The organism is Chromatiales bacterium (assembly GCA_014762505.1).
Classification (GTDB): Bacteria; Pseudomonadota; Gammaproteobacteria; order SpSt-1174; family SpSt-1174; genus SpSt-1174.
In genome coordinates, this window is sequence record JABURS010000034.1 from 1 (window position 1) to 20002 (window position 20002).

General features: G+C 61.1%; 17 protein-coding genes. 4 read left to right on the forward strand and 13 right to left on the reverse strand.

Annotated elements, in window-relative coordinates:
* The first annotated feature begins 72 nt into the window (after positions 1-72).
* Entirely contained in the window at positions 73-480 is a 408-nt protein-coding gene (locus HUJ28_06490) for an SRPBCC domain-containing protein (protein ID MBD3619099.1), read from the forward strand.
* Between the two features lie 162 nt (positions 481-642).
* On the opposite strand, the gene HUJ28_06495 is transcribed toward HUJ28_06490, so the two are convergent.
* The 8 genes from HUJ28_06495 to HUJ28_06530 form a co-directional block, all read right to left on the reverse strand.
* Positions 643-1008 carry a hypothetical protein gene (locus HUJ28_06495; GenBank protein ID MBD3619100.1) on the reverse strand — a complete coding sequence of 122 codons (366 nt, stop codon included), beginning with the start codon at positions 1006-1008 and terminating at the stop codon, positions 643-645.
* Positions 1009-1488: 480 nt separating this feature from the next.
* Positions 1489-3417, reverse strand: a complete 1929-nt coding sequence (locus HUJ28_06500) for a PhoX family phosphatase (protein MBD3619101.1) — start codon at positions 3415-3417, stop codon at positions 1489-1491.
* A gap of 287 nt (positions 3418-3704) precedes the next feature.
* Positions 3705-4565: a LysR family transcriptional regulator gene (locus HUJ28_06505; GenBank protein MBD3619102.1), complete on the reverse strand. Its 861-nt coding sequence runs from the start codon at positions 4563-4565 to the stop codon at positions 3705-3707.
* Complete coding sequence (locus HUJ28_06510) at positions 4559-5569, reverse strand: NAD(P)-binding domain-containing protein (protein MBD3619103.1); 1011 nt, start codon at positions 5567-5569, stop codon at positions 4559-4561. Before HUJ28_06510 ends, HUJ28_06505 begins: the two co-directional genes overlap by 7 nt.
* 9 nt (positions 5570-5578) lie before the next feature.
* Positions 5579-6409, reverse strand: coding sequence for a phosphonate ABC transporter, permease protein PhnE (gene phnE / locus HUJ28_06515; GenBank protein ID MBD3619104.1), 831 nt, complete (start codon positions 6407-6409; stop codon positions 5579-5581).
* A gap of 8 nt (positions 6410-6417) precedes the next feature.
* Positions 6418-7281 carry a phosphate/phosphite/phosphonate ABC transporter substrate-binding protein gene (phnD, locus tag HUJ28_06520; GenBank protein ID MBD3619105.1) on the reverse strand — a complete coding sequence of 288 codons (864 nt, stop codon included), beginning with the start codon at positions 7279-7281 and terminating at the stop codon, positions 6418-6420.
* Positions 7278-8123 carry a phosphonate ABC transporter ATP-binding protein gene (phnC, locus tag HUJ28_06525; protein MBD3619106.1) on the reverse strand — a complete coding sequence of 282 codons (846 nt, stop codon included), beginning with the start codon at positions 8121-8123 and terminating at the stop codon, positions 7278-7280. Before phnC ends, phnD begins: the two co-directional genes overlap by 4 nt.
* 140 nt (positions 8124-8263) lie before the next feature.
* A complete protein-coding gene (locus HUJ28_06530) occupies positions 8264-9520 on the reverse strand; it encodes a DNA polymerase IV (GenBank protein ID MBD3619107.1) in 1257 nt (418 codons plus the stop codon).
* 376 nt (positions 9521-9896) lie between these two features.
* Between HUJ28_06530 and HUJ28_06535 the strand changes: the two genes are divergently transcribed.
* From HUJ28_06535 to HUJ28_06545, 3 genes are all read left to right on the forward strand, one after another.
* On the forward strand, positions 9897-10130 hold the full coding sequence (locus HUJ28_06535) for a type II toxin-antitoxin system VapB family antitoxin (protein MBD3619108.1): 234 nt from the start codon (positions 9897-9899) through the stop codon (positions 10128-10130).
* The gene (locus HUJ28_06540) at positions 10130-10537 is read left to right on the forward strand and encodes a PIN domain nuclease (protein MBD3619109.1); all 408 of its coding nucleotides are present in this window, start codon (positions 10130-10132) and stop codon (positions 10535-10537) included. Before HUJ28_06535 ends, HUJ28_06540 begins: the two co-directional genes overlap by 1 nt.
* A gap of 515 nt (positions 10538-11052) precedes the next feature.
* Positions 11053-13017: a TonB-dependent receptor gene (locus HUJ28_06545; protein ID MBD3619110.1), complete on the forward strand. Its 1965-nt coding sequence runs from the start codon at positions 11053-11055 to the stop codon at positions 13015-13017.
* Positions 13018-13592: 575 nt separating this feature from the next.
* Here HUJ28_06545 and HUJ28_06550 read toward each other — a convergent pair.
* The 5 genes from HUJ28_06550 to HUJ28_06570 form a co-directional block, all read right to left on the reverse strand.
* Complete coding sequence (locus HUJ28_06550) at positions 13593-14405, reverse strand: hypothetical protein (GenBank protein ID MBD3619111.1); 813 nt, start codon at positions 14403-14405, stop codon at positions 13593-13595.
* 249 nt (positions 14406-14654) lie between these two features.
* A complete protein-coding gene (locus HUJ28_06555; GenBank protein MBD3619112.1) occupies positions 14655-15404 on the reverse strand; it encodes a DUF429 domain-containing protein in 750 nt (249 codons plus the stop codon).
* 2 nt (positions 15405-15406) lie between these two features.
* Positions 15407-15931: a bifunctional (p)ppGpp synthetase/guanosine-3',5'-bis(diphosphate) 3'-pyrophosphohydrolase gene (locus HUJ28_06560; GenBank protein MBD3619113.1), complete on the reverse strand. Its 525-nt coding sequence runs from the start codon at positions 15929-15931 to the stop codon at positions 15407-15409.
* Positions 15932-15935: 4 nt separating this feature from the next.
* Positions 15936-19091, reverse strand: a complete 3156-nt coding sequence (locus HUJ28_06565) for a type I restriction endonuclease subunit R (GenBank protein MBD3619114.1) — start codon at positions 19089-19091, stop codon at positions 15936-15938.
* Positions 19092-19251: 160 nt separating this feature from the next.
* Positions 19252-20001 carry a DUF3800 domain-containing protein gene (locus HUJ28_06570; GenBank protein ID MBD3619115.1) on the reverse strand — a complete coding sequence of 250 codons (750 nt, stop codon included), beginning with the start codon at positions 19999-20001 and terminating at the stop codon, positions 19252-19254.
* Between the last annotated feature and the right edge of the window lies 1 nt (position 20002).

The following is a 20002-nucleotide window of genomic DNA, read 5'->3' on the forward strand; positions in this document are numbered from 1 at the left end:
TGGCCATGGTGGCCTGAGTCTACTTCTGGGTGCCTTTAGAAATGGGGGGATTACCGAAATACCGGAGTGATCATGAAGATTACGGTAGAAACCCTCGTTATGGCCCCTATTGCCTCGGTATGGAAGGCCTACACCACCCCTGACGACATCATCCAGTGGAACGCGGCATCGGATGATTGGCACACAACCAGATCTACCGTTGATCTCCGGCCAGGCGGCTCATTCTGTTCGCGCATGGAGGCGAAAGATGGCAGCTTCGGGTTCGACTTCGAGGGGACGTACACCAAGGTCGTGCCAAACAGCATCATCGAATACTCGTTCGGTGATCGTACGGCTACGGTCGAGTTCAGCGAGGGCGCTGGTGGCGTGTCTGTACGGGTCTCTTTTGATAGCGAGGAGACGCACTCCATAGAGCAGCAGCGCGAGGGCTGGCAGGCCATACTCAACCGCTTCAAGAAGCATGTCGAAGAAAAGGCCTGATTTCTGGCGGCAAGCCTTCGATAAAAACGAGAAAATGGCGAATTAGGCCATCCTTCCGTTACCCGGTAGTCAGTCGGCTCAAAGAACAACAGCCTTTAATATTAAAGCATCCTTCTCTCTGATCCGGGCTTGCCCTCCCCCACTACAGCCTCCTGGGCCAGATCAACGCCCAATCGAGAAATACAGACAGGTGCCGGGCTCCGGACAGGTCCGAAACATGAGGTGTACGCCCTCGTAGTAGTAACGGCCATGGCGTCGCAGCTCGGGACGGTGTTGCAGGTAGCGGTCCCATTCGTTCCAGGAACGCCAGTGGCCCTGGTAGACGTAGGCCTGGCCACGATGTTCGTGGTGACGGTTCCGGTAGTGATGGCGGTTCTGGTCGTAGGGGCGGTCCCGGTAGCCCTGGTAACGGTCGTACTCCCGGTAGCGTTCATAACCCTGGTCGCGATCACGGTCTGCCGATGATGCCGGCGTGGCCGCCAGCAGCATTGCCGCGAGACAGGTCGCAACAATCGTCATCTTCTTCATGGCGCACCTCGCAAGCCAGATACCCGGCCCGGTATCCGGCTACAGAATCCGATGGGTGAAACCAGCCCACTGGCGGCCACAGGCGTCGCGCCTGCGCCCAGGGACTTCCGTGTAAAGCATAGACGAGCTCGAGGATACTAGTCCGCACGGCAGGAGCCGGGGTTGACGCAGATCACGTACAGAAAAAGGTGACAGATTTATTTTCCTTCGCTGCAGCCGACGCTGAGTGACGGTGGCAATCGGGGGCAGACTGGACTAACTCCTGTTCGCAAGAAGCCGCACGGCTGCCCGCTCCCCGCCGGTATCGTCGATTTGAGCCGGATCGGAAATCGCTCTCTGCCCCGGTTTTTGTGTGCCGCCGGTTTCGATGCACACAGTCAAAGAAGCGGTAGCAGAACGTTCTGGCTCCACACAAACAACGGGCCCCGGCCAGTGTGCACCGGGGCCCGGGTCTTCCGGGCAATCAAGCCTTCTGATGGATTACGAGCCGATCACGCCGCCGTCTTTTCGCGTGATGACGACCGTGGCATCGCGTGGAACCGTGACGCCATCCGGCACGCCGTTGGGCACCGGGAAGTTGGTGGCCGACGGGTCGCCGCCACCGGGGTGCTGGACGTTGATGAACATGGTGCGACGGTCCGGGGTGACGGTGATGCCGGTGATCTCGCAGCCAGTCACGCCGGTGAACAGGCGACGCAATTCGCCGGTCATGATGTCTGCGACCAGCATCTGGTTGTTGAGGCCCTTCTTCTGGCCACCATCGGTCTGGATGAACAGGCGGCCATCCGGGTCGGCCCACAGGCCGTCCGGGTCGCTGAAGGTGTCCTCGTCGTCTGCACCGTGGGTGTCCTCGGCGATCAGGAAGATGTTCCAGGCGAAGGTCCGGCCACCGAAACCATTGGTCTCGCTCCAGCGGATGATGTGGCCATCCGCGTTCGGGGCCAACGGGTTGGCGGCGTCGGCCACGGTACGGCGGCTGTTGTTCGTCAACGCGCAGTACACCTGGTCGTCGGCCCCGACGGTGATCCACTCGGGACGATCCATCGGGGTGGCGCCCACGATGTCCGCCGCGATGCGCGTGTTCACCAGCAGTTCGCCCATGTCGCTGAAGCGCGCTGCCAGCGCCGGCACGTTGAGGCTCAGTTCCAGCCAGCGGCCGGTACCGTCCTCGTCGAAGCGCGCGACGTACAGGGTGCCACGATCCAGCGGGCTTTCGCCGCGGGCACGCATGGCCCGCCAGCTGTCGGCCGAGACGAACTTGTAGATGTACTCGAAGCGCTCGTCGTCGCCGGAGTAGACGACGACACGGCCCTGGTCGTCGACATGCACTGTGGCACCCTCGTGCTTGAAACGCCCCAGCGCGGTGCGCTTGACCGGCATCTGTGCGGGATCGAAGGGGTCGATTTCCACCACCCAACCGAAGCGGTTCTCTTCGTTGCGGTAGTCGGGATCACCCAGGTCGAAGCGCTTGTCGTACAGGTGCCAGCCGTAGCCGGAGCCGTTCTGGCTGAAGCCGTAGCGTACCTGCGACTCGCTTGCGGACCAGGCGGCATCCGTGCTGCCGAAATAACCGTGGAAGTTCTCTTCACAGGTGACGTAGGTCCCCCAGGGCGTATAGCCGTTGGCGCAGTTGTTCACGGTTCCGAGAACCACATTGCCGTTCGGCGTCTGCAGCAGCGGATGCCCGGCAGCCGGGCCGCTCACATTCATCGGGGTGTTCACGTGGATACGGCGGGCGAGTTCGCTTTCGACGGGCATCCAGCGCCCGTTACGGCCGGACTTCTTGATTTCCACCACGGAAACGCCATGGGCGTGCTGGGAAACGCGAACATCCTCCAGACTCTCGGGCGCCGACTTGCCCAGCACGTGGGTGTTGCCGCCGAACTCGTGGTTGAGGCAGAGCACGCCATGGTCGTTGCCCTGGCCGAAGACCATGGCGCGGCCGCGCCACGGGTTGTTCTCACGATCCTCGTCCCAGCCAGAACGCTTGCCCTGTCGGTCCAGGATCGGGAAGAACCACATCCCGTCGTGGCCGATGCCGAACTGGCGCGCCTGGTCCTCGGCGCTTGGCGGCCAGTTGAAGGCCGGGGCACCGGGCTCGATCGGGTCACCCCAGGGAAGAATGATGTCGTAGTCGTACTCGGGCGAGATGGCGGGCACCGGGCCGGTGCCGTCGGCGATGGCTACGGGCGTGAAGTTCATCAGGCCCCGGCCGCTCCTTCCCTGCTTGCCATACTTGTCGCGCAGCTGGTGTTCCATGGCGGACGCCATGGCGCTGGGTGCGAACAGGCAGCTCGCCGCCAGTGCGAGGCCGCCCTTGAGCAGTCCTCGACGCTCGAGGTTTACCTTGAGAACGTCCTGGAAGGGACGATTGCCGGATGTATTACTGGTCGTATCGTCGTCGCGCATGGTCAATGGGCCCCTGATCCGTCATTGGAGGTGGAAACAGCGCCCATTAAGATAGGTGGTCAAGGTTTCAGCACGGTGAAGACGATCTGCGTTCGCAGCTTGCAATCCACATGCCATTCGTGACAGCGCCAGCAGCCTGTCATGGCAGCGACCTGTTACCCGTCTCCAGGGAAGGGTGGCCATATAGGCGAAAGGCAGCCCGGGCCTGAGGGTAGTCATGCCTCCCCATGAGGGGTGATTGCTCTCCGACCCGGTTCTGCGTATGCGCCTCCCCTGCCGCATCCCTGCTAACTGCAGAGATGCCCGACGAATGAGGATACCGGCGGGTGCCTGGCCAGGGTGCCAGGGTAGATCACCATGAGTTCCTTGGCGAGCCCGGGTTCCCTTACCGGAATGGCAACCAGGCTTCCTGCCCGCACCTCTTCCTTCACACAGCTTTCCAGTACGAGAGACGCCCCCAGTCCCGCCTTGACCGCCTGCTTGACCGCTTCGGTGCTGCCCAGCTGCATGGATACGCTGGGGAATGGGCCATGGCCCCCGAAGAAGGTGGCCAGCAGTCGCCCGGTTCCGGTGCCTGGTTCGCCACCGATCAGACTCATGCCGGAAAGTGCGTCCCGATCGATATCGGCCCTGCTCGCCCACGGGTGATCCGGCGGAACGATCAGCACCACCGGCTCGTTCCGCCAGGGCTGCGCGTGGAAGCCGGGTGTCTCGTTCCACCACTCCATCACGGCGACATCCAGCTCCCCGTTGGAGAGTTGTTGCGCAATGGCCGGGTTGGAATCGATCACCAGGTCCACTTCCGGGCCGGTTCCCAGGTCCTTATAGGCCCGAACGTGTGGCTGCAGCATGTAGATCCCGATGTTGGAGCTGGCGCCTATTCGCAGACGGGTGTTCATAACCGATTCCCGCGCCCGCTCATCGAGCCGGAGCATGCTGCGGGCGAATGGCAGCAGGGTCAGGGCGGCCCGGGTGGGCTCGCACCGTGAGCGACCCCGCTGCACCAGCAACACGCCCAGTTGCTCCTCCAGCTTCTGGATGTGCTGGGACAGGGTCGGTTGCGCTATGCCCAGATGGTTTGCTGCTGGCCGGAATCCCTGGTGGTCGATCACTTCCACAAAACTCTTCAACCACACCAGGTTCAGCATGGACTCGCCTCACGGACCCGAGGCAGGTTGATGGCATCGTCCGGTTTCTCACCACGCAGGGCCTGCAATATGTTCCTGGCGGCGCGCTGCTCGATGGCCAGTCGGACACTCCTGACGGCTGATCCGATGTGGGCGGTGAAGAGCGTGTTGGGATGGCTGCGTAATCCCGGGGAAATCTCCCTGGGACGATCCTCTCGCGCCCAGTCCTCCATTTCGAACACGTCGGCTGCATACCCGCCGAGATGGCCAGACTCGAGTGCCTGCAAGACGGCGGATTCGTCCACCACCGACCCACGGCAGGGATTGATCAGGAAGGCGCCGGGCTTCATCTGGGCGAGCCGTGACGCGTTCATGGTATGGAGCGTGTGCTCATTGAGGGCCAGGGCAAGGATGACGATATCGGCCCGGGACAACAGCTGCTCCAGCGTCACATGGGTGACACCCAGATCCTGTTCATCCTGCGCCGACAGCGGCTGGGTTTCCGTGTACAGCACCTCGGCACCCCAGCCATTCAAACGCCGGGAGACGGCCTTGCCAATAGCGCCCATGCCGATGATGCCGCCGCAGGAACCCTCGATGCCGAGACCATAAAACTCGGGCGTCCAGCCAGCAAACTGCCCTGAACGGACATACTGGTCCGCCGCACGCACCTGCCGGGCGAGGCCGATGGTCAGCCCGATGGTGAGTTCCGCGGTCGGCACCGTCAGCAGGTCGGGTACGAATGTCAGCCAGACACCGTGGCGGGTGCAGGCGTTGACATCGAAATTGTCGTACCCCTTGAGTGCGGCCCCGATGACCTTCAACTGATGACAATCGGCCAGAAAGTCCTCGCCAACGCGGTCCGGCATGAAGGCCATTATTGCATCGGCATTGGCCGCCCTGGCCTTGATCTCGTCCCGCGGCAGGGTGGCGCCGGTCTGATTGGTGATGAGTTCGCAATGGGGCTCGAGGCTTTCCAGGATACTGTCATGCACCCGGTGAGTTATCACAACCTTGGGTTTCATATGGGGTCCTTACTTGAACTTTTTACGTAGATGGCCGCTGAGGCTGTCCACCAGGGTCACCATCAGAAGAATCACAATCAGGATGGCGCTGACTTCCTGGTACTGCATGATGCGCAGCGAGCCCATCAGTTCGAAACCGATGCCGCCGGCACCAACCATGCCCATCACGGTCGAGGCGCGGAAGTTGTATTCCCAGCGGTAGATCGACACATCGGCGAACTGCGGCAGCACCTGGGGCAGCACAGCGTGGTACAGCACCTGCAGACGGGTGGCACCGGCAGCATCGGCGGCCTCGATCGGGGCTTCATCCACGTGCTCGATCGCCTCGGCAAAGAACTTGCCGACCATGCCGATGGAGTGCAGCCCGAGTGCCAGCACACCCGGCAGGGCACCGAATCCCACAGCGGCGACGAAGATGATGCCCATGATCAGCTCGGGCACGGAACGCAAGCCGTTCAGAATCGTGCGCGTGACCTGGAATACCACCGGGTGGGGCGAGGTGTTCCGGGCAGCCAGGAACGCCAGCGGCACCGAGACAGTCACTGCAATCGCGGTGCCTGCGATACTCATTGCGAGGGTATCTATCAGGGGCGCGATCCAGTCTGCCACGTTGGTGAAGTCGGGCGGCAATGATTCGCCCAGCAGGGTGCCAATGGCGGGGATGCCATTGGCCAGCGTGTTGAAGTTGAACAGGCCCACATACCAGCTGGCGACAAAGATGATGCCCAGTACCAGCGCCGACTGTCCGATTTTCTTCCGCCAGCCTTTTGCGTGCTCATCGAGCACCGAGACTGACGGGGCCGGCGAGGAATTCGCCGGCTCCGTTGTCGAGTAATCCATGGGTTTCCTCACATCTTGGCAAAATCAAGGTTGAGCAGGCCGCCCATGGCACGGATCACGTTGTAATCCGCGTCGGTGATCGGCGCAAAACCCTCCGCCTTGAGGTTCTTCAGGATCTCCGGATCATCGATCTGGATGAAGGCGTTCTGGATGCGGGTTTTCAGCTCAGGGTTGAGATTGGAACGCATGGCCCAGGGATACTGGGGGAATTCATCGCTGTAGCCGAGCACCTTGACCTTGTTGCGATCAATCAGGCCACGGTCCGTCACGTGTTCGAAGATCACCTCGGACAGCCCGCCGGCATCGGCGTTGCCATTGGCCACGTTCACCGCCACGGCATCATGGGTGCCCACGAAATGGGCTTCGTAATCCTTGTCTGCCTCCAGGCCGGCCTTTTCGAGAAGGACGGTTTTGGGAATCAGATGGCTGGACGTAGAGGCACGGTCACCGTAGGCCATTTTCTTGCCCTTGATGTCGGCGAACGAGTCCAGGCCGGCATCGGCGTTGGCGATGATGATGGAACGGTAGGTGGGCTTGCCGTCCACCACCATGGCCGCGAAGGGCTCGATGTCGCTTTTGCTCTTGGCCATCACGTAGGACAGCGGGCCGAAGTAGGCAAGATCGATACGGCCAAAGCGCATGGCTTCGATCATGGAGGAGTAATCGGTGGTAACGATCAGCTGGATCTCTTTGCCGAGCGTGCGTTCGAGGTAGTCTTTCAGGGGCTGGTTGCGCTTGATCAGTTCCGATGCGTTCTCATCGGGCAGCAAGGCGACCTTCAGCAGATCCGGGTCCGCATCGGCTGCATGGGCCTGCAGGTTTACACCCACCATGATCAAAAGCGCGAACAGGGCGTGGATCATCGTCTTCATTGTGTAATCTCCAGAGGTTGATAAGTAACAGGGTTGGTCTGCGGTTGACGTACAGCGGACTTGTCCTGCTGGGTCGCCGCGGCGGGTGTGCGATGGTAGATCTCGTCCAGGTGGTGCGACTGCATCTGCTCCGGTGCGGCGTCGAACACGATTCGGGCGTTCGACAGGCCGATGATCCGGTTCGCAAAGCGCTGGGCATATTCCAGCTGGTGCAGGGAGATCACGGCGGTAATGCCGTCTTCCTGACAGATGTCCCGCAGCAGGCCCAGCACCCGCTCGGAGGTGGCCGGGTCCAGACTGGCCACGGGTTCATCCGCCAGGATCATGGAGGGCTGCTGGGACAGCGCCCGGGCAATCCCCACTCTCTGCTGCTGACCACCCGAGAGCTGATCCACCCGGCAGAGGGCCTTGTCGGCCAGGCCGACCCGATCCAGGCAGTGCAGCGCCAGTTCCAGGTCGTGTCGGGGCAGCGGCAACAGACTGCGCCAGGTGCCGTGATAGGCGAGCCGGCCCGTCAGCACGTTCTGCAATGCGGTGTATCGCTCGATCAGCTGGTGGTGCTGGAACACCATGGCGGTACGGCTGCGGTGCTGCCGAAGGGTTCTGCGGTTGTTGAGTTCGCCGAATTCCCCGGAGACCACCTTTCCCGTGGTCGGCTGGACCAGAAGATTGAGTGAACGAAGCAGGGTGGACTTGCCTGCGCCGGAAAGCCCCAGCAACACGGTGAATTCACCCTTGTGAAAATCAACAGTGGTAGGTTTGAGCGCGAGGACGTTTCCCGGATAGGTTACGCCCATCCCCTCTACCCGGAGCATCACGTCGGTTGGTTGAGCAGTGGCCATAGGATCACCTTTTGCAATGGATAAGCCCGCTGAATTGCGACTTACAATGAAAAGGTAAAGCTGGCGGATGACAGGGGCGTGTCGCGGGCGTGACAGGTTCGTGAAGTCAGGCGCGTGATCTGTTCTCTTGTTGCCCTCCCCTACACCGTCTTTCGATGCCCGCTCGGCTTCCACGCCGGTGCGATCACGTCCGGCATGTCGGAGCGTTCCAGCAGCCGGGCCGGTGTCAGCGCGAACTCGCCATAGCGGGCGTTCACGGCATCCATCACCTGGTTCTTGTCGCCACCCGCCCCGGCCTCGGCAAAGAGGTCGAGCTGCTGTCGCATCGGCCGCGGGTCGAGGGCGGTCACCTGGATCTGGTGCACGGGTTCGCCCCGCCAGTGGGTCTCGAGGGCGAACTGGCACAGCCGGTAGATGGCCTGGCCGTCATCGCTGGCCGTGGGCAGGCGCAGCTTGTCGCCCCGCCAGCCGTAGTCCCCTTTCCAGCCGACGAGAAAGCGCTGCGCCTCCATGTCATGCCGCCGCAGCCGGGCGCCGACCTTCTCGCTCATGTGCAGGAAGAAGGTGAGCAGCACGCCCCTGTCCCGGGTGCCGGGCGGGACCACCTTGCCATGGCCGATGGTCTTGGGCGGCGGGGCCTCCGGGTGTATCCGGTCCGGGTCCTCGCCCTGGCACATCAGCCAGATCCGCCGGCCCAGGTTGCCGAAGCGCCGGGCCAGCACGCTGACGGGCAGCCGCTGCATCTGCCCGCAGTACTGCACGCCGTGGCTGGCCAGAAAGGCACCGATGCCGTCGGCAATGCCGCTCAGGGCCGTGGTCGGCACGTTCGCCAGGCGCTCGCGCGCCTCCCAGGGCGGGATCACGGTGAAGCCGTCGGGCTTCTGCAGCTTGGCGGCGAACTTGGCGGTGGTCTTGTCCCCGCTCACCCCGATCGAGCACTGCAGGCCCGAGATCGTCTCCACCCGCTGCTTGACCAGCCGGGCGATGCGCACCGGCGTGCCATGCAGCCGCTGGCAGTGGGTCACGTCCAGAAAGGCCTCGTCGACCGAGTACACCTCCACGTCCGGGCAGATGTCGTGCAGGCCGGCCATGATCGCCGTCGAGACGGCCGCGTAGACCTGCGGGCGGCTGGGGCGCTGGATCAGCCCCGGGCAGCGCGCCCAGGCCTCCTTCAGGCGCATCCCCGTGCGGATGCCGTAGGCCCGCGCCTCGTAGGAACAGGTGATGATGGTGGTACCCCGCAGGCCATTGGTGACGGCCACCGGCAACCCCCGAAGCTCGGGGAAGTCCCGCTGCTCCACCGAGGCGAAAAAGGCGTTCATGTCCACCAGCACGATCGCCCGCGGCCAGTGGACGGGGCAGACCAGGGGTGCGGGATCGGGGACGGCGGGCGGCATGTGCGGGCGCAGGTTCTCTATCGGTTCTCCCTATCGTAGGGGCACGGCGTATGCCCTGGCAAGGGCCACGCAGGGGGACCTGCCTAAGCACTTGATTGAACAGAAAAACGCCGCGTAGCGACGTTTGATCAGGACGTGAAAGCGGGTTTGGGGGGCCCAGGGGCGCCGCAGAGAGGGGACTTGCCACAGAGGGCACAGAGGCCACAGAAAGAAAGGTGTGTCCTTGGGCGCCATAGGGCGGGCCGCGCCCGCCATCCCCGCGGAACGCGATCCAGCCAGGCATCTAGGCTGCTACAGTCCAGCCCCCCGAGCCAGGCTGGCGCAATACACATAAACTCGTATAATTTGTGTATCACCAAGCCCGCAGGAGGTCACCATGCAGACCGACGCCGACACCACCCGCACCAACATCGTCATCGACACCCGCCTGGTTCAGACCGGCCTCAGGCTCACTGGCCTCAAGACCCGGCGCGAGCTGGTGGACCTCGCCCTGCGCGAGCTCGTCCGCCACGAACAGCAGAAAAAGCTGCTCGCCCTCAAGGGCAGGATCGAGTGGGAGGGTGACCTGGACGCCATGCGTACCGACATCCCCGAGGACGACGCACGCTGATGCTGGTCGACACCAGCGTCTGGGTGGACTTCTTCGCCGGGCGCGACACCCCGCAGGTGCAGCACCTGGAGCAGGCCCTGCGCGACGGGGCAGACCTCGCCATCTGCGGCATCGTGCTCACCGAGGTGCTGCAGGGCATCCGCGACGACGCCCAGCACGACCTGGTGCGCCAGCACCTGAAGCCCCTGCTCATGTTGCCGATGGACGAAGACACCTTCGTCCTCGCCGCCGCGCTGTTTCGCGGCCTGCGCAAACAGGGGCTCACCATCCGCAAGACCAACGACTGCATCATCGCCGCCACCGCCATCCAGCACGGCCTGCCCCTGCTGCACAACGACCGCGACTTCGACACCCTAGGCCAACACAGCCCGCTGCAGATCATCGACCCGACCACAGCCAATACCTGAGAAGACGCAAGACAGGATTTGCCACAGAGGGCACAGAGGCCACAGAAAGAAAGGTGTGTCCTTGGGCGCCATAGGGCGGGCCGCGCCCGCCATCCCCGCCGAACGCGCTTCAACCTTCGGGCCTAGCCACAGAGGGCACAGAGATCACAGAGGGAAACCGCCCTGGTCGTCATTCCTGCGAAAGCAGGAATCCAGGAGTCCAAAAGAACCGTGGCCGGTACCGGTTGCTGCGGCCTATCCCCGGCTGTTGTGGCCGTCCAGTCAGTCGGTTAGATTGGTCCGACCACCCATCTGGCTGCAGCCTTCATGTCGTCAAGCCCGCGAGCCGATCGTTCACCCGCCGGAACGGCACTGGCACATCAACGCCCCTATTCCCTGACCACGCGATGCCCCCGCTGCGCCCAATAACCTTGCTGTCCGCCACCGTGCTGTGGTCAGCCCTGGCCACGGCACAGGAGCCTGATAGCGCACCGGGGCCTGATAACCCACAGGAGCCTGATGAACAGGCGCCGCTGGTGATCCATATCACGGCCCCCCTGATCGAGACCGAGTGGCAGCAGGCGCCGAGCGCGGTCACGCTGATCGACGATCGCGATATCGGCGATGGACGCGCCCCCATCCAGCCCACCGATGCACTGAACCTGTCGCCCGGCGTGCTGGTGCAGAACCGCAACAACTTTGCCCAGAACCCGCGCGTCTCCATCCGCGGCTTCGGGGCCCGCGCACCCTTTGGCATCCGCGGCGTGCGGGTGCGCCTGGATGGCATTCCCCTCACCACGGTCGATGGCCAGGCACAGATCGATGCCATCGATCCCAGCGCCATCCAGACCATCGAGGTGCTGCGCGGGGCCAACGCGGTACTGCATGGCAATGGCAGCGGCGGCCTGCTCGATTACAGCAGCCATGCAACACGGTCTGCCCCGCTCGCCCGGGCCGAGGCACAGGTCGGTGACCATGGCCTGCGCCGCCTCCACGCGGCCATCGGCGAACAGAAAGACGCCTTCGCCTTTCTGGGTGCCATCACCCAGCTGGAACAGGAAGGCTATCGCGATCAGAGCGAAGTGGAACGCCGCAACGTGAATCTCCGGCTCGACCATCGCCAGGGCGATCGCGACTGGTTCGTGCTGCTCAACCACCTCGACAATCCCCTGGCCGAAGACCCCGGCGCACTCACCGAGGCCGAGTTGCAGGAAGACCCCTCCCAGGCCGCCCCGCTCGCCAGCCTGATGGACGCCGGCCAGGAGGTCCGCCAGAACATCGTCTCGGCGGGGATCGAACAACGCCTCGGCGGGGCGAATCATCAGCTCAGCGCACAGGGCTGGCTGATCGGCCGCGACTTTGAGCAGCAACTGCCCTTTCCCGGCAGCAGCCTGATCCAGTACGACCGGCAGATCGTCGGCGGCGCGCTCTACTACCAGCGCCCGGTCGGCAAGCTCCTCCTGCACACCCACCTCAGCCTGGAAGACCAGGCGGACGACCGGCAGCGCTATTGTCGCGATATCGACCTGGAGCCGTTCAGTTGCATCACTGGCATCAGCGACGACCTGGCGCTGGACCAGCTGGAAACCGCCCGCAATGTCGGCCTGGGGCTGCAACTGGCCGGGCCGGTGGCGGATGAACGGGGTCGCTGGGTGATGGGACTGCGCTACGACCGGCTGCGCATGGCCATCGACGACAACCTGCAGGCCGGCGGCATCGACAACTCCGGCGAGCGCATCTACGACGAGCCCAACTACAGCCTCGGCTACAGCCATACCCTGAACAACCGGTGGACCGCCTTCGGCCAGTACGCCACCAGCTTCGAGGCCCCCACCTTCACCGAGTTCGCCAACCCGGCAGGCAGCGGCTTTCGCCCGGGCCTGGAACCCCAGACCAGCCAGACCCTGGAGGTCGGCGTACGGGGTCAGCTCTATACGGCGCAACTCGAGGCCACCCTGTTCACGGTACGCGTGGAAGACGAGATCATCGTGGACGACGATCCCGGCGCCGCCCCGGGTGACGAGCGCACCTTCTACCGCAACGCCGATCGCACCCGTCGCGACGGCCTGGAACTGGGCGCGCGCTGGCGGCCAGGCGCCCTGCCCGATCTACAACTGGCGGGCGCAGTCACCTACATGGATGCGCGCTTCGATGACGAGACCAACAACACCCTGCCGGGCCTGCCCGAGTGGACCGCGTTCATCGATGGAAGATACGAGTTCAAACAGGGCTATTTCGCCGGCCTGTCCACGCAATACATCGGCGGCCGCTATGCCGATGACGCCAACACCGTCGACGTGGCATCGCAAACCGTCACCAACCTGCGCCTTGGCCGCATCATCTGGGGCGGCCGCCATAAAACCCAGCTGGTCATCGGTGTCGAAAACCTGTTCGACGAAGCGTATCTGGATAACCTGAGGATCAACGCCACGAATGGGCGTTATTACGAACCGGGAGCCGAAAGGCGTCTGTATGCCAGCATCGATGTCAGCTGGTTTTGATGGTCAGGGTGAATAGCGCTCTGGCCACAGGGTTTTCCGGCCCTATCCATCGCCATCCCGCGCCCCCATAGGGTGGGCCGCGCCCGCCATCCCTGCCGAACACGATTCGGTCTTCGAAGGCTTGCCACAGAGAACACAGAGGGCACAGAGAGAAAGACGCGCCCTTGAACGTCATTCCTGCGGACGCAGGAATCCGGTAGACGAAGGGAAAGCCAAAAAATGGCACCTAGCAGCCTCGCGCTTAGACACGGGTTTTCTGGGCTAAAAACGGTCGTTTAAGGCCGTTTTTCACGTCAAAATTCGAAGATTGTGCAATCTGATCAGAGGGTTAGCTTGGTCCGACCCCGGCTCGATTGCGGCCGCTGGAATCCAGTAGACGAAGGGAAAGCCAAAAATGGCACCTAGCAGCTCCCCGCTTAGACACCGGTTTTCTGCGCTAAAAACGGTCGTTTAAGGCCGTTTTTCACGTCAAAATTCGAAGATTGTGCAATCTGATCAGCGGGTTAGCTTGGTCCGACCCAGAGTTATCAACCCCGGGTCACCAGGCACATCTCCTCTAACCCCTTGCCATATCACTAAAATGCAAGCGGCGCATCGTGGTCTATTTTCAAGTTACCCTGAGCAGTAGATTCCTCAATGAATTCGATTATCGAGATACCACCCGGCTCCCCATCTTCGTCGTCTCGATTATCGAAATTATTCGACTCACTTGAGCCCCGACCCTTTGGCTTCTCAAACTTACTTTTGATCTGATTTAAAGCGAATGAATCTGATATTGAATCAGCCCCACTGAGAAAGCATACCGCGCGTAGCCCACCACTTGCCGCTGACGCTCGCTTCATAAATAACGATACTCTTTGCCCTGTGATTTCAAGCAAGTCGTGAATCACGCGGCACCAGTCTATTTTCCGTCTCGGAGGCGGCGATTCGTACGGCTTTCCGGCGTTGCCGAGAATGAACTCAATAAGCTCGGAAGCAAAACAACGTGAGTTAATCAAACCATCTAAAGATGCCTGAGCCACGAGCACTGGCACCTGTATATTCCAATCTGGATAACAACGCCATTCCGGGAATTTCTTTGCGTAGACATCCATTTCCGGAATCAGCAGATACTGCGTGGCAGATGAAAGATTCACCCCTCGAATATGTCTTTCCTTCCCATTGAGCGAAGCGGTCGATCTGACGTATTCAAAGGTCGGCCAGTCTGAATACAGATAAAGCTGATTTCTATTACCTGGATCCAATGAAAAGCCCTTCGTCTTTTTGGCCTGAAGCAAAAGGGCACGGCGGTCGATTATGTTGCCATCCTGACTTATCCTAGATCGTATTAGCAACAGATCTCCTATCTCCACCGCTTTTGGCGATTTATCAGGGAACTTGTCTGACATGACAAGTGGCTGCGAGTGCACAAACACTCCGCCTGCGCGAAAGACAGGCCCACGATCCCACGCCACCCCATTCACAGCTTGAGGAATTTTCGTGACTAAGTTAGCTATAATCTCCGGCTCTGACTTCCGATAATCCCCAATTGCAGAAATACCGCATCCACGACCGCATTACTAAGGCGCCGATAACTTTCCTCGGAAACTCCACTTTTCATCTACACTTCCTTTTCTCTTTCAAAAATAGCTATCTAATTACCCACTCACGGGCCGCTCATTCACACCTCGCACCCAAATCCAGCCTTCTCGCTCTGCCAACTCCAGGTCCACTGGCTGCTCGGCAAGTCCATCCATAAAATCTTTTGCGGCGATCAAACATATACAGGCATCAAATACATCCACACTACCATCAAGATACGCATCTAATCCGACTATTTCCGCTGAGATACCCATGGAAATATCATGGCGAACCTCAGCTTGATCGAATTTCTTATAAGCAGAATGAGGAAGCCCTCGCGCTTTTAGCGTTGCAGCCGGATAGACTTCGATGGCCGCCGAAGAGGAAAAATTCCGGGACCAGGCCAACGGAATTCCCTCTCCCGTAGCTTCCCGCAGCATTTGAAGTGCGCCGAGCGCCGAATGAGCGGCCCGGGCGATCTTGTCCGCCCCAACTTCGAGAGGCTTCTTGGCAAGCCGCCTATGTATCACTCGGTCGGTTTCGCGATGAAACATCGCGTCTTTAGACTTGGAAATTACCTGACCAGCCTCATGGGTCTGGAGTGCTTCAGCCATTGACTTCGGCCAACCCAAAGGAGCATCAATGGCGATAAGCGCCTTATCCGCCGATTTTATTTTTGGCGCCACAGATGAAAGCAGTGCATTTGTGTCGTCTTTCGTCTTGATCAATCCGGCCTCTATGATCCCAACACGTCCGTCCTCATATTGCCCCAAGGCAAATCCAAACTTCGTAAAATCAGACGCGGCATCAAGCCCCACAAGCAGCATGATTATGGTCTCCGCGCATACGCCTCGTCGAAAATCCGCTCCAGCCGATCATGGGACCCTCTAACGTGATCGATAACCGCCTTCGCCCAGTCGAAATACTGGCGCTTTCGATCCAAATCCCAGTCTGCGGGAGGAGACGCGACGATATCTCGTAGGTTACAGATTTTATCGGCGAGTTTAACGAGCTTGGCTTTATGGCAGGCATGCGCGGCATGCTCTATTTGGCAACGCTTGCGCTCTTCCTTCGGAAGCATTTTATCGTCAGTTACATCCATTACGATAGATAATATCTCCGCGCCAAAGGCTCGTTCGAGCTCCTCCGGAGTAGTTTCTGTGTCCTCTATCGTGTCATGCAAAAGGGCCCCACAGACTACTGCGACATCATCAACTCCTGCCTCATCTACAAGAACACTCGCCAAAGCAATCGGATGATTGATATAGGGTGACGCCTGAACATCCTTTCGGCGTTGATCGCGATGCTTATGCGCAGCGAAGCTAAGAGCTCGGAATATCAATGCAAGATCCATTTAATCACCCACCCATGTTTCTCATATCGTGAAGAATCAGATCCATCAGCACCTTCGCCGATGCCCTCAATACGTAAGGGTCGCGCAGAATGCGCCCGGCCAAATCCTGATGATTCTCCAAACTATCGATCACAGCCGCCTGGAAGGCCTCTGGGAAATCACCCAACATCACCTGCTCTGGCGTATTGTTCTCGAGCTGCGCGACCACGGCGCTGTTTTCCATCACCTTGTCTTTGATCGTCCGCAAGTAGTTGAGCCGGTCGGCATCGGATAGCCCCTCCCCTGCGAACAACTCATTAAGCCTCGCAATGATCTCGGCCAGGGTCTCCTTTTCGGGATCACGGGCCTGGCCGCCGCCCGGACCTTCTCCCCGGATTTTGTATTCGGTTTCGCCTTCGGCCAGGTTGATGCGGTGTTCGCCCTGCTTCTTGAGGCGATAGTGGGTCAGATCTACACCTGAGAGGTCCAACGGCTGATCGAGCTCTGCCTGCCGCAGCAACGGTCGCAAGTGCCGGGCGTAAACGGCGAGCTTTTCCAGGTCGCGGTCGTCCAGGGCGACGATCTGGGAGATGAACTCGTAGTAGCGCACGAAGCTGCCGAGGTCTTTGCGGAAGAGGTCGAGGACGCTCTTTTCCTCGCCGGCGCTCTGGACGGCGCGGTTGGCGTTGGCGGCGCCGACCTCATCGCCGTTCATTTTTGCCTGGCGTTCTTCGCGCTGGGCATCCTGCAGTGCCTGGGTGGCGGATTTGTAGCGTTCTTTGTAGCGGTCGACGGCGGGGCGCACGTGGTAGTTGAGCTTGTCCTGGGTCTGCTTGGGGTCGAAGAAGGCGTCGGCGAAGGCTTCCACCTCCTCCCAGCGGAAGATGCGCTCGGCCTCGAGCTTTTCCTGCAGGTCGTAGATCAGGTTGGGATCGGAGACGTCCTCCAGCTCGGCCGTGCGGTAATAGGGCTTGAAGGCGGCCAGTACGTCTTCGGGTTTGTTGACGAAATCCAGGACGAAGGGGTCTTCCTTGCCGGGATAGGTGCGGTTGAGGCGCGAGAGCGTCTGCACGCAGTCCACGCCGGAGAGCTTCTTGTCCACGTACATGGCACAGAGCTTAGGCTGGTCGAAGCCGGTCTGGAACTTGTTGGCAACGATCATCACCTGGTATTCGTCGGTGTCGAAGGCGTCGCGCAGGTCGCGGCCCTTGAGGCCGGGGTTCATGTTGCGCTCGTTGAACGCTTCCGGGCCGCTTTCCTTGTCCTCCACATCACCCGAGAAGGCCACCAGGGCGTGCACGTCGGTGTAGCCGTGCTCGGTCACGTATTTGTCCAGGGCGAGCTTGTAGCGCACGGCAGCCTTGCGTGAGTCGGTCACCACCATGGCCTTGGCCTGGCGGTTGAGCTGGGCGGCCACATGCTGGCGGAAGTGCTCGACGATCACCTGCACCTTCTGCTCGATGTTGTAGGGATGCAGCTTCACCCACTGGTAGAGCTTGGTGGCGGCCTTGCCCTTGTCCACCTCCTCTTCCGCCGCCTGCTTCTGCTCCAGGCGGAAGGCCATGCTGTAGGTGGTGTAGCGCTTGAGCACGTCGAGGATGAAGCCCTCCTCGATGGCCTGCTGCATGGTGTAGACGTGAAAAGCCTCGGGCAGGTTGTCCGGTCCCGGCTCCTGGGTGGGATCGGGCGGGCGGCCGAAGAGCTGCAAGGTCTTGGCCTTGGGCGTGGCGGTGAAGGCGAAGTAGCTGATGTTGCGCGCCTGGCTGCGCGCGGCCAGGGTGGCGTCCAGCACGTCCTCGGCGGTGATCTCGGCATCCTCCTCCAGCTCATCGGCCATCAGCACCTGACGCAGCTTGCGGGCGGTGGCGCCGGTCTGGGAGGAATGGGCCTCGTCGGCGATCACGGCGAAGCGCCGCTCCTTGAGGCTGGTCTGCTGCTGGATGGCCTCCAGCACAAAGGGGAAGGTCTGCAGGGTAACGATGATGATGCGGGTGTTGCCCATCAAGGCCTCGGCGAGCTGGGCGGACTTGCTGCCCTCGCCCTCCTCGCGGCTGATGCGGCACACCACCCCCTCGGCGTGCTCGAACTGGTAGATGGTCTCCTGCAGCTGGTCGTCCAGCACCGTGCGGTCGGTGATGACGATGACCGAATCGAACACCCGCTGGTCGTGGTCGTCGTGCAGCGAGGCCAGCCGGTGGGCCGTCCAGGCGATGGAGTTGGACTTGCCGGAACCCGCGCTGTGCTGGATCAGGTACTTGTGGCCCGGCCCCTCCGCGCGGGCGGTGGCCACCAGCTGGTTGACCGCATCCCACTGATGGAAGCGCGGGAAGATCAGGGTCTCCTTGGTGTAGCGCTTGCCGAAGCCGTCCTCCTTCTCCTCCTTTTGCAGGTGGATAAAGCGGCCCAGGATGTCCAGCCAGGCATCGCGCTGGAAGACCTGCTTCCAGAGGTAATCCGTGGCATAGCCGTCCGGGTTGGGCGGGTTGCCGGCCCCGCCCTCGAAGCCCTTGTTAAAGGGCAGGAAGAAGGTGTCCCGGCCGGCCAGCTTGGTGGCCATCCACACCTCTTCCTGGCTCACGGCAAAGTGCACCAGGGCGCGCTTGCCGAAGACCAGCAGCGGCTCGGGCTTGCGGGTCTTGGGGTCTTTGGGCGGGCGATCCTTCTTGTACTGCCACTTGGCGTTGTCGATGGCCTGCTTGAACTCAGACTTGAGCTCCAGGGTCGCCACCGGCACGCCGTTGACGAATAGCACCAGGTCCAGGCGCGGGTTGTATTCCCCCTGGCGGGCATAGGGGGAGTAGGAGACCTCCTGCACCACGCGCAGGCGGTTGGCCTCATAGCGGGCCAGGGTCTCGGGATTCAGGCCGTGGTCGGGCTTGAAGGGGCAGAGCCGGATCTTGGCGCCCCGGTCCTTGAAGCCGTGGCGCAGCACGTACAAGGCGCCGTGCTTGTCCATCTGCTCGGCGGCCCGGGCCAGTAGTTTTTCCTCGACCTTGTCGCCGTAGAACTTGGTGAGCTTTTCCAGCGCCTCCGGCTGGGTGTCGCGCACATAGCCGACCAGATCCTCCGGGTAGAGGGCCAATTCGCGATGATAGTGCTCCGACTTTCCCTCCAGCCAGCCCTGCCCCACCAGATCGGTGATGATGGCCTGCTGAAAGATATTCTCCCTGGCCTTATCCATAAATTATTTTAATATCAATTGATTAGACTATTATGCGAAACAAGGGGTTGTAATCTGACAGCATTCCCCTCATGATTAGCCGCACACGGATCGGGAATGCCCGATCGGCAATAGGCCTCGGCGAATTCGTCGGGGCCTTTTGTTTTCTGGCCCCTTGATCTCAGGGGTAGCACTTCAACCCCCACCCCTCGATTTGCCCGTGTCTGTTGCGGCGGAATTTCGGCTCCAGGATCTCATAGGCCCGGTTGTCCTGGTCGGGATTCAGCAACCGTCTGCCGATGGGCCTCGCCACCATATCGGCAAGCTGCAACCCCGCAGAATTCGATTTTTTGTCCGCCAGTACGAGAGACAGGGTATCGGCCATCCCCACCATCCCGCTCTCATCCATAATCCGGCGAAACTCCAGTTCCAGTTCATCGTCTTCCCGGCGACCTCGCCTTTCGAAGATCACATGGGTGAGTTTTCCTCGCTGGCCCCGTGACTGCAATTCAAGAAAGACGCGCTCCAGACCAAACTCCATAGCCACATGGTAAGGATTATGGTCATGTCCACGCCTGGCAACGAATCCTTCCTTGAGAATACAGCTCGCGATGATTGTAAAGGGAGCTGCTCCAACAAGGGCATTTAGATCGCGGAAAAACGGCTCGCGGATCTCTGGATTCAGCAGCATATCGAACGGACGTTTTGACTTGCGTATATCCGCCTCATGCAAAACCACCATGTCATGGCCAAAATAGCGGAACTTGAACGCCTGAACGGCCGGCACCACCTGTTCGATATACGCCCGCTTATCGAATATGCAAAACGCCAGCACGAATACCGGAAACTCCGGGTTGATGTGCTTGAGACCGTGATCCCCGCTCTCGTCCACATAGACTACGTAGTCGCCAAATTCCCTGGCCTTATCCATG